We start from the raw sequence: 8,556 nt of genomic DNA, 5'->3' as shown, positions 1-8,556 counted from the left end.
GGGGACGGTTTTTATACCAATGGGGACGGTTCTGTTTGGTACAGTTTTGCGCGCAAAACTATACCAAACAGAACCGTCCCCATTGGTATAAAAACGTCCCCCTTGTCATTTAATTAGTGGAATTAGCTTAATAGTTTTTCCAGGAAAAGTCGAACTGCCTTATGTTTACCTATACTGGGGTAGGATATAACCTGAATGTTATATGCATCCAAGAAAAATTCTCTTTCTATCTCATTTACATCTGGCATGAGTGCATAGTGTTTCTTACCGATATTCCTTGTTCTTAAGGACCTTAATATATAGTCAACATCCGGATCTTTGAAACTATATCCAACAAAGAAAACCGTATTGTTTACAAATAGGTCACTCAAGGTTCTCCGATATTCTTCATTATCAATAAGCTCTATGAACTCATTATCCATTATTCGGATGCTATCGGGTTCATCACAGGATCCGTGAATTTTGTATATCGGAAACTTATTATCGCTACCTGAACGAGCAGACATCTTATCCGGAAGTATAACTTTGTATGCACCGTTCTCTCTTGAACAATACTTCTCTGCGAAATCATCAAAATTAGCCGTGATAACAGCACTAAATGGTATCTTACTCAGGAGACTTTGCAAATAGGACTCTTTATTCGCCGTGGATAGTTTTTTGGAGATTACATCTGCAAAATCACTAGGACCCAATTTTTTGCGGCAATAATATACTACAGGTGCTGTTTTATTATGATCCATCAGAGCTTGTATTTCTGCGAGCTTCCGTTCTTCAAGATCCGGATAATTGTCTTTTACCTGCTCCACAAATGCATGAACTAATTCATACCATATGGGAAGCTTTCCGTCGGCGGATGCACCAGCTCCGGAAAATAAAATACAATTTTGCTCCTTTAGTGAAGAAGATAACCCTTTGGGGACACCTGGTACCGTGATTTCTACACTTTCTTGTGCTTGGGAACCAATAAGGGTGGAGGGTGTGAATGTTTCTACCGTCTCAACAGCAGTATTTGTGATTTTGTTTTCTGACGTAAGATTGTTCTTGGTTTCATAAACTGTATGATTTCTAAACGGATACTCGATTATTCCGTCCGGATGCTTTGAACTTATGTAATTTGGTCCCCAACTAAGACTGTTACTATCGTATTTTCGCAAAACAGTTTGGCATACTCCTGTATCTAGGTCAACAGAAGTATAGTTATATGAATAGCTTTCTGCATCTTTTTCGTAAGTAGTACCTGAAACAATATAATGAACTTCTCCTTCCAGGGAGGTTGAAGTATATACTTTATCATCATGAATATGGCCATGAAGAACAAAATCACTATGGGCAGTAATTACCCGTTCTACTATACCAACATCATCATCTCTGAAATAGGAAACCGGATGGTGCAAAAAAGAAATAACCAGTTCGCCATCATCATTATCTACGGAAGAATAGGCGTTGACTACATTTCTTTGTCCCAGAATTATGTTTCCTTTTTCTCCCATTGATGAAGACGACCACGCTGAATTGAGACCAACAATGGATATTTTTATACCATCTTTCACACGTTTTTCTATAAAGTATGGCTCATCGCTCCATTTGGCGGCTGTTTCATCACCAACTAAGTTCTTTAAGAATTCATTATAGTTATCGAACTTACTTTTCCAATAGCTCTTTATAGAGCTATCCTCGAGAAGGTTGGCTATTTCATCTTCAGACGAAGGTTGAATGAGTTTACCCCAGAGGTTCGATGCATTACTACGAAAAATGTCATGATTACCGGGTACGATAAAAATTCTTTTCTTTGCGTCTTCGTGATTCCCCCAAAGAGAATCAAGCACTTCATTAAAGAATTTTTCTGCATAAGCATATTGATCAGGCGATGCGCTAAATGCTATATCTCCACTGACAAAAACAAAATCAATAGGGATTTTGATATTTTTAATATCCCTCAGTAATTTGTCATACACAGCATTCGAAGGAATGGAACCATTCTTTCCCCCAAAATGTAAATCAGATAAGTGAATCCAAGAAACTTTTCTCCCGTTTATCTCACCCATTACCGTTAGCCTCCCCTAGAATTGGTATACGCACTATTATAGCTTAATCAGCGCTGTATTATTAGGGTAAAGTTAAAAATGTTAAAAAATATTGATGAATACCGATGATTTGAGTTGCAGTAATTAGCTTGAACCTGTATCCGGACATATACGACAGACTCGATGAGTAGCCCGAAACCGGCAACTTGTCAGCACTATCCCTCAGTGCTATCATAAAACTGATGTATCGAGTAGCCTATAAACTCACTATTAAAAAGAGCAATCTGCACAAGAGAGTAGGCGATTTAATGAACGGAAAAGTCTTACACGGGGGACGGTTCTGACAAAAGAACCGTCCCTGTGTCATACTATAACCACGGAGGGATCTGCCTATGAAGGAATTCATTATTGAAAAAGGCATTGTCATAGATGACATTTACAGCGTAATAGACGGAATCAGGGAATTGAGCGGCCAAACGCTCACCGACGCAGAAACCATAAGGAAATTCATAACCAAAGAGAAATCTACCAAATTCTACATCGACAAAAAAGGCACCGGCAAAATGCAGCCGGACCGAGACACGGTGTACCTCTGGCTCGACAGCGGCTTTGTAGACGGGTACGGTAATCCTATAATGATATCCCTGCTAAGTGATAATTATGGCGGATATTCAGGTCACTATTTCGGAACAATGGACATTCTCGCAAGAGGTATCAAGAGCTATTTCCCCAAGAATGCCAAAGATATATCCCGTAACCTGAATAACCTTAAGAGCAAGTATCAGAGCAAAGTGGCCGAAAGAGACCATCGCCATATAGATAATGAGCAAGAGTATCTTGTTATGATATGCAACGGAGAGGCTGGCAGCTCTGATTTCGAAAGGCTTATTAACGGCCTTGGGGTACAGTTCGAGGATCCGGTGGATGAAACGGCTGATGCAGTCAAGGAAACAGAAGCCCCCAAGGAAGATCAGAAGCCTGCCATAGATATGTCTTTTAGGGAAAAAGAGATAACTATCGGCCTTCTTCTTGATACCATAGACGACATGCAGGATTACATCAACGAGCTTCTTGCAGAATTAAAGAAGTCCAATGAGGACAAGGCCAAACTTCGGGAACTTGAGCAAAAAAATAAGGACCTGGAGCAGGCTCTTGTTGACATCAGACACTTCAACGCAGAGCACAACACCGAAACTGAAGCACCCAAAGAAATCAAAGACGGCCACGATCTCCTCGGTCGCAGAGGCAAGATCCTTGTATTAGGCGCAACCGCCCTTGATGTAAAAACAATGAACGGCATAGCCAAGCTATATGGCTTCAGGAAAGATGACTTCGAGTATGAAGTAGACTATGAAAAGATAGTCAGCTTCGCCGGAAGGAGCAGCAAGCTTGAGAAGTTCTCAGCGCTAATCCTTGGTGCATGTCCCCATAAGGTTCAGAATCTGGGAGATTGGAGCAGCTTGGTTGAGAAATGCAAGAATACGGAAGGAATGCCGATTGCAATAGATGCCAGGAGCAGGTCGGGAGAGCTGAAGGTGACGAAGGAGTCGTTTAGGGAGGCACTGCTGCAGATAAGTAATGAATTAAGTCAAAATAAAAGAAATTAAGGAAATCGTATAATGTCCGGTAACATAATAAAATCATTAAAGAAAATCGACCACCGCTTATTCCTGGCGCTACTCTTCATGGGCCTGTGCCCAACAGTGTATACGACACTAAGGACTTTCTTCCTTGGAACGCTACCCGGGGAGTGGTCCTATTCCATTGCAGGGCAGTTGTCGTGGATCAATCTGATATACGAAGTAATAAATGAGGCGATAATATTGCCTCTTTACTTCTTTATGGGGAGCGCATTAACAGACAAGAAGGCATTTGCCAACAGAATCAGAAGCGGGTTACTGATGTCCTTCGGAGTATATGCAATTGTTTCTGCGTTGGTGGCGACATTCATACATCCGCTACTGAGGTTCATGGCGGTGTCTACAGATATCATTGAAGAATCTGCAGCATATATACGGATAGAATGCGTGGCAAATGTATTTGGGATTATCTACAGCTTCCTTCTGGTGGCATTGGTATCCATTGGAAAAGATAAGCTTGTGTATATCATGACCGGAGCCAAGCTGATTATGTGTATCGCACTTGATACGATGCTGGTTTCAAATCTTAATGTATCATTAAAGCTCGGTGTTAATGGCATCGGTATATCAAATTGCATTTCCAATTTGCTGCTGTTTGTTATTGCATTTGTACTGGTGCATAGATGCGGGTATCCATTGTTGGCAAAAGAGAGGTTATCCTTTGCGTGGATGAAAGATTTCTTCAGAATCGGTGGCATCTCCGGATTAGAATCCCTTGTAAGAAATCTTGCGTATATGCTGATGGTTTCACGTATGGTAAATATGGTCGGAGAGCAGGGAACCTATTGGGTTGCCAATAACTTCATCTGGGGATGGCTCCTGTTACCGGTCACTCAGCTGGCTGAGCTGATCAAGCAGGAAACTGCCAAGGATGAAAAAGCGGTGAAGGAAAATACACCGGGGTACTTCTGCATCACCACGGTAACGTGTGCTATGTGGCTATTATTGATTCCGGTTTATAAGCCATTTATGAGATATGTACTTGGCTTTGAGGATGTGGAGAAGCTCTTTGGATTAGTGATGGTACTGTTGGGATTTTATGTCCTATATGCTTATCAGAATGTTTTCGATGCGACATTTTATGGGCGCGGGAAAACGGAGTATATGCTACTGGAATCTGTGGTGACGAACAGTATCTATTATGGTTTGTTCTTTGTGTTGTATCTGACGGGAGTATGGACGCCGACGTTGATTGGGATTGCGTTAATGTTTGGTGGGGGTAATGCTTTCGATAGCGTGGTATCATATATTGTGTATAGGCATTTTAGAAAAACTGACATTAATACATAATCAAAAGGACATCCACATGACAGATAATAGGAGAATTCTGTTAATGAGATCGGCTGTATTCATACAGTTAAGGGTTATGATCTTAATATCTACGGAGTTATATTTGGTCCTGAGATCCGCTATGACAGGCAACTCCAGACCATAGTTATTGATAAATCCAATTATTATGATCATCTTGGCAAGACAGGAAACCTTGACGAATTGAAAGGCTACATTCAGAATATTTACGTAACCCTTATGACCAGAGGAATCAAGGGGACATATATCTACGCCTGTGATTCGGGCTTAAGAGAATATCTGAAGCGGTATTTTTAATATAAAGAAATGGGGAGAGCAACAATGACTTTTGAAGAAACATGTGCACGTATAGCCGGGTTCACCGAGGAATGCGACTGGGATCAGTTTCACAGCCCGGAGAACCTGGCTAAGTCTATTTCTATAGAGGCAGCAGAACTTCTGGAATGCTTCCAGTGGAGCTCAGAAGCTGATGAAACCGCGCTTAAGGAAGAACTCGCTGATGTCATGAATTACTGCATTCAGATGTCACAGAAGATGGGATTTGATAGCTGTGAGATTCTGAATGAGAAGATTGATAAGAATGAGAAGAAGTATCCGGTGGATAAGAGTAAAGGGGTAAGTACCAAGTACGACAGATTGTGATTGGCCGAATTTTTTATCCCTCCCCCAAAAACTTCCCCATCATCACAAAATTCTTCGTCTCATAAAAATCCAACTTTGAATAAAAATGCTTATGCATCTCATCGTTCACACTGTTTAGCTCTATGATAGAAGCGCCATTTTTACAGACTTCCTGTTCCAGTGTCTTCAGGAAATCGCTGCCATAGCCTTTTCCCTGATAGCCCAGAAATATAACAATCTCGTCAAGAAAGTAGCCTCTTATATCATCGAATTCCTTGAAGTACCCCATTAAATATCCGGTTATGGAATTATTGTCATCAATCTGAACCATGCACATGGAGTCTTCCATCGTAAGTACCTGGTGGATTCTTTTGTATGCCTTTTCGTATGTCCAACAGCAATCTTCTGCAGTGTTGTAGTATTCAATGTTCTTTTCTACTACGTACGCTAAATCTTGCTCTGTCATTAGTCTGTAATTCATGATCTACCTGCCTGACGTGTTTTTTGATCAACAAGGATAATCTTATCACAGTATTGTATGAACGAAACAGTTAATAAGCATATTGAATAGAAAGATATCCCAAATAAATATATAATGAGATTATCTGTTTTTTCACGGAGAGAGGTATTGTGTGGTCGGGAATTATAAAGTAATTACGCTATGCGGCAGCACCCGCTTCAAAACCGAATTCCTGGAAGCCCAGAAAAACCTCACCCTTGCCGGTAACATCGTCATCAGCGTGGGCCTCTTCGGTCACTCCGGAGACAGTGAAGTCTGGGAGAACATGGACGAAGGAACCCTGACCAAAACCAAGGAAATGCTGGATGACATGCATAAGCGCAAGATCGACATGGCGGACGGCATATATGTTATCAATGTTGGCGGCTATATTGGAGACAGTACGAGATCTGAGATAGAATATGCTACCACCCATGGCAAGACAGTTGAATATTTAGAAGATAATTAAGGAGCACTAATGAATACCACAGAACTAAGCAAATTTATAAGTCTCATCTTGAGACATAAACCCGGGGCAATAGGAATCTCCCTGGACGAACATGGCTGGGCCAATGTTGATGAACTTATAGCAGGTATTTCAAAGACAATGCCTGTCAACATGGAGATTCTGGAAGAGATAGTAGCAACGGATAATAAGCAGCGTTACACCTTCAATGAGGACCACACTCTGATCAGAGCTAATCAGGGGCATTCGATTCCTGTGGACGTGGAGCTTAAGAAGGCAGTGCCTCCGGAGATTCTTTTCCATGGAAGCGCGGAGAAGTTTGAGAATTCAATTGATGAGCAGGGGCTGATCCCTAAATCAAGGCTCTATGTGCATTTGTCAAAGGACTATGAGACAGCGGTGAATGTCGGAAAGAGACATGGGAAGCCGGTCATCTACAAAGTAAAGAGTGGCCTCATGGATAAGGATGGGATAGAGTTCTTTTTATCTGAGAACGGAGTGTGGCTTACCAAGGCTGTGCCGATTAAGTATTTGGACAAGATGGAGTAATGGATCATGGCAAAGATAAAACTAAGGAAATAACGTGATCGATTTTGATAATAATGCAAAAACGCTAACGTTAACCGGCGGTCGCTTGTGAGGCGACCGCTTTTGACTACCCGGGTGCTAGAATATCCTCAACAACAAACAAATTAATACAGATGGAGGACAATAATATGGCAGTAAAAGGAGCAGTTGTAGGCGATATACTTGGAGCACAGTTTGAGTTCGACAGACCTCGTAATCTTGATTGGAAAAATGTACCTCTGACCGAGGGAGCTGCAATCGGATTTACAGATGACACGGTGATGACTCTGGCGATAAAAAAGGCCCTTAAGACGGGAGCAGATCTTGTCGAGACTATGGTTGATATAGGGCGTAAGTATCCGCATTCAGGATACGGCGGAAGGTTCTATGGCTGGATAAACGGAGATAACCATGAGCCTTATAACAGCTGGGGCAATGGCTCAGCGATGAGGGGGGCTTTTGTCGGCGAGTTCTACGAGGACTACGAAGAAATGCAGAAGATGGCTGAGGCTACAGCCGCTGTTTCCCACAATCACCCTGAGGGGATCAAGGGAGCCGTGGTTACAGCCACATGCATCTGGATGGCACGACATGGTAAGAGCAAGCAGGATATCTATGATTACGTCCTGGAGCAGTATCCTAAGGCTGAATACGAATACAGCATTGCTTACAGCCTGGATGAGATGCGGCCTCACTACAAGTGGAACGAGAGCTGCCAGGGCTCGGTCCCTGCGGCCATGAGATGCTTCTGCGAAAGCGACGACTACGAGAGCTTCATCCGAAATGTTTTTTCCCTGGAGTGTGATTCTGACACCTTCGGAGCAATTGCAGGGGGCGTTGCGGAAGAGTTCTACGGCGGCTTCGGAAGTGTGGACGGCGAGGGTCTTCTTAAAAAGTACCTGACACCGGAGCTGTTGGAGATTCTGAATATGTGATAATGCATTTTAGATTTTGGGTATATGTACCCAAAATCTAAAATCGGGATTGATAATGGAAAACATAATCTACAATGAGCTCATCTATCGTGGCTATAATGTTGACGTTGGTGTCGTGGAAATCAGAGTGGATGAGAATGGAAAAAGGACTAAAAAACAACTGGAAGTAGATTTTGTGGTCAATCAGGGAAGCAAACGATACTATATACAATCTGCATTTGCTTTGCCTGATAAAGAGAAGATGGATCAGGAGCAGGCTTCGCTCGTTAAGATATCTGATTCTTTTAAGAAAATAATCATTGTATCCGGGAATGCAAAGATTTGGAGAAATGAGCAAGGTATAATGATTATAGTACCTCTGCGAGAAAACCCCTTCCGTCAGGTTGGGGATGAATCGCTTAGCTTTTTTGCTTTTTGTATTTCCCAGACTTCATGTATTTTCTCTTGTGTTCTTCAGTCCGCTGCTCTTCAATGTACTTTTTGACAGTTTCCATGG

At 42.1% G+C, this 8,556-nt stretch carries 8 protein-coding genes and 2 pseudogenes; 8 read left to right on the top strand and 2 right to left on the bottom strand.

The annotated features are described in order from the left end of the window. Positions 1–122: 122 nt before the first annotated feature. Positions 123–2,045, bottom strand: a complete 1,923-nt coding sequence (locus G588_RS0117860) for an SIR2 family protein (RefSeq protein ID WP_022780055.1) — start codon at positions 2,043–2,045, stop codon at positions 123–125. 371 nt (positions 2,046–2,416) lie between these two features. Between G588_RS0117860 and G588_RS0117855 the strand changes: the two genes are divergently transcribed. The 4 genes and pseudogenes from G588_RS0117855 to G588_RS0117840 all read left to right on the top strand — a co-directional run bounded on the left by G588_RS0117855 (position 2,417) and on the right by G588_RS0117840 (position 5,614). Further along, positions 2,417–3,631, top strand: a complete 1,215-nt coding sequence (locus G588_RS0117855) for a hypothetical protein (protein WP_022780054.1) — start codon at positions 2,417–2,419, stop codon at positions 3,629–3,631. A 12-nt stretch (positions 3,632–3,643) separates the two neighbouring features. Continuing rightward, entirely contained in the window at positions 3,644–4,954 is a 1,311-nt protein-coding gene (locus G588_RS20905; protein ID WP_022780053.1) for an MATE family Na+-driven efflux transporter, read from the top strand. Positions 4,955–4,999: 45 nt separating this feature from the next. Continuing rightward, positions 5,000–5,269 (top strand): annotated as a pseudogene (locus tag G588_RS23545) (DNA/RNA helicase domain-containing protein); the annotation flags it as partial. A gap of 9 nt (positions 5,270–5,278) precedes the next feature. Beyond that, complete coding sequence (locus G588_RS0117840) at positions 5,279–5,614, top strand: nucleotide pyrophosphohydrolase (protein WP_242830396.1); 336 nt, start codon at positions 5,279–5,281, stop codon at positions 5,612–5,614. 13 nt (positions 5,615–5,627) lie between these two features. Here the strand turns inward: G588_RS0117840 and G588_RS0117835 are convergent, their stop codons facing one another. After that, entirely contained in the window at positions 5,628–6,074 is a 447-nt protein-coding gene (locus G588_RS0117835; protein ID WP_022780050.1) for a GNAT family N-acetyltransferase, read from the bottom strand. Between the two features lie 151 nt (positions 6,075–6,225). Between G588_RS0117835 and G588_RS0117830 the strand changes: the two genes are divergently transcribed. The 4 genes and pseudogenes from G588_RS0117830 to G588_RS22250 form a co-directional block, all read left to right on the top strand. Beyond that, the gene (locus G588_RS0117830) at positions 6,226–6,561 is read left to right on the top strand and encodes a hypothetical protein (RefSeq protein ID WP_022780049.1); all 336 of its coding nucleotides are present in this window, start codon (positions 6,226–6,228) and stop codon (positions 6,559–6,561) included. A gap of 9 nt (positions 6,562–6,570) precedes the next feature. Then, a complete protein-coding gene (locus G588_RS0117825) occupies positions 6,571–7,107 on the top strand; it encodes an RNA 2'-phosphotransferase (protein ID WP_022780048.1) in 537 nt (178 codons plus the stop codon). 167 nt (positions 7,108–7,274) lie between these two features. Then, the gene (locus tag G588_RS0117820) at positions 7,275–8,060 is read left to right on the top strand and encodes an ADP-ribosylglycohydrolase family protein (protein WP_022780047.1); all 786 of its coding nucleotides are present in this window, start codon (positions 7,275–7,277) and stop codon (positions 8,058–8,060) included. Between the two features lie 52 nt (positions 8,061–8,112). Beyond that, a pseudogene (locus G588_RS22250) lies at positions 8,113–8,412 on the top strand (ATP-binding protein); the annotation flags it as partial. Positions 8,413–8,556: the final 144 nt, after the last annotated feature.

The organism is Butyrivibrio sp. AE3009 (assembly GCF_000420845.1).
Lineage (GTDB): Bacteria > Bacillota > Clostridia > Lachnospirales > Lachnospiraceae > Butyrivibrio.
Note: the sequence above shows the minus strand (reverse complement) of the source record. Positions and strands in the feature narration are given on the sequence as shown.

Coding starts and splice junctions, on each gene's coding strand:
- G588_RS0117825 (WP_022780048.1), top strand. CDS start 6,571: ATGAATACCACAGAACTAAGCAAATTTATAAGTCTCATCTTGAGACAT.
- G588_RS20905 (WP_022780053.1), top strand. CDS start 3,644: ATGTCCGGTAACATAATAAAATCATTAAAGAAAATCGACCACCGCTTA.
- G588_RS0117840 (WP_242830396.1), top strand. CDS start 5,279: ATGGGGAGAGCAACAATGACTTTTGAAGAAACATGTGCACGTATAGCC.
- G588_RS0117820 (WP_022780047.1), top strand. CDS start 7,275: ATGGCAGTAAAAGGAGCAGTTGTAGGCGATATACTTGGAGCACAGTTT.
- G588_RS0117835 (WP_022780050.1), bottom strand. CDS start 6,074: ATGAATTACAGACTAATGACAGAGCAAGATTTAGCGTACGTAGTAGAA.
- G588_RS0117860 (WP_022780055.1), bottom strand. CDS start 2,045: ATGGGTGAGATAAACGGGAGAAAAGTTTCTTGGATTCACTTATCTGAT.
- G588_RS0117855 (WP_022780054.1), top strand. CDS start 2,417: ATGAAGGAATTCATTATTGAAAAAGGCATTGTCATAGATGACATTTAC.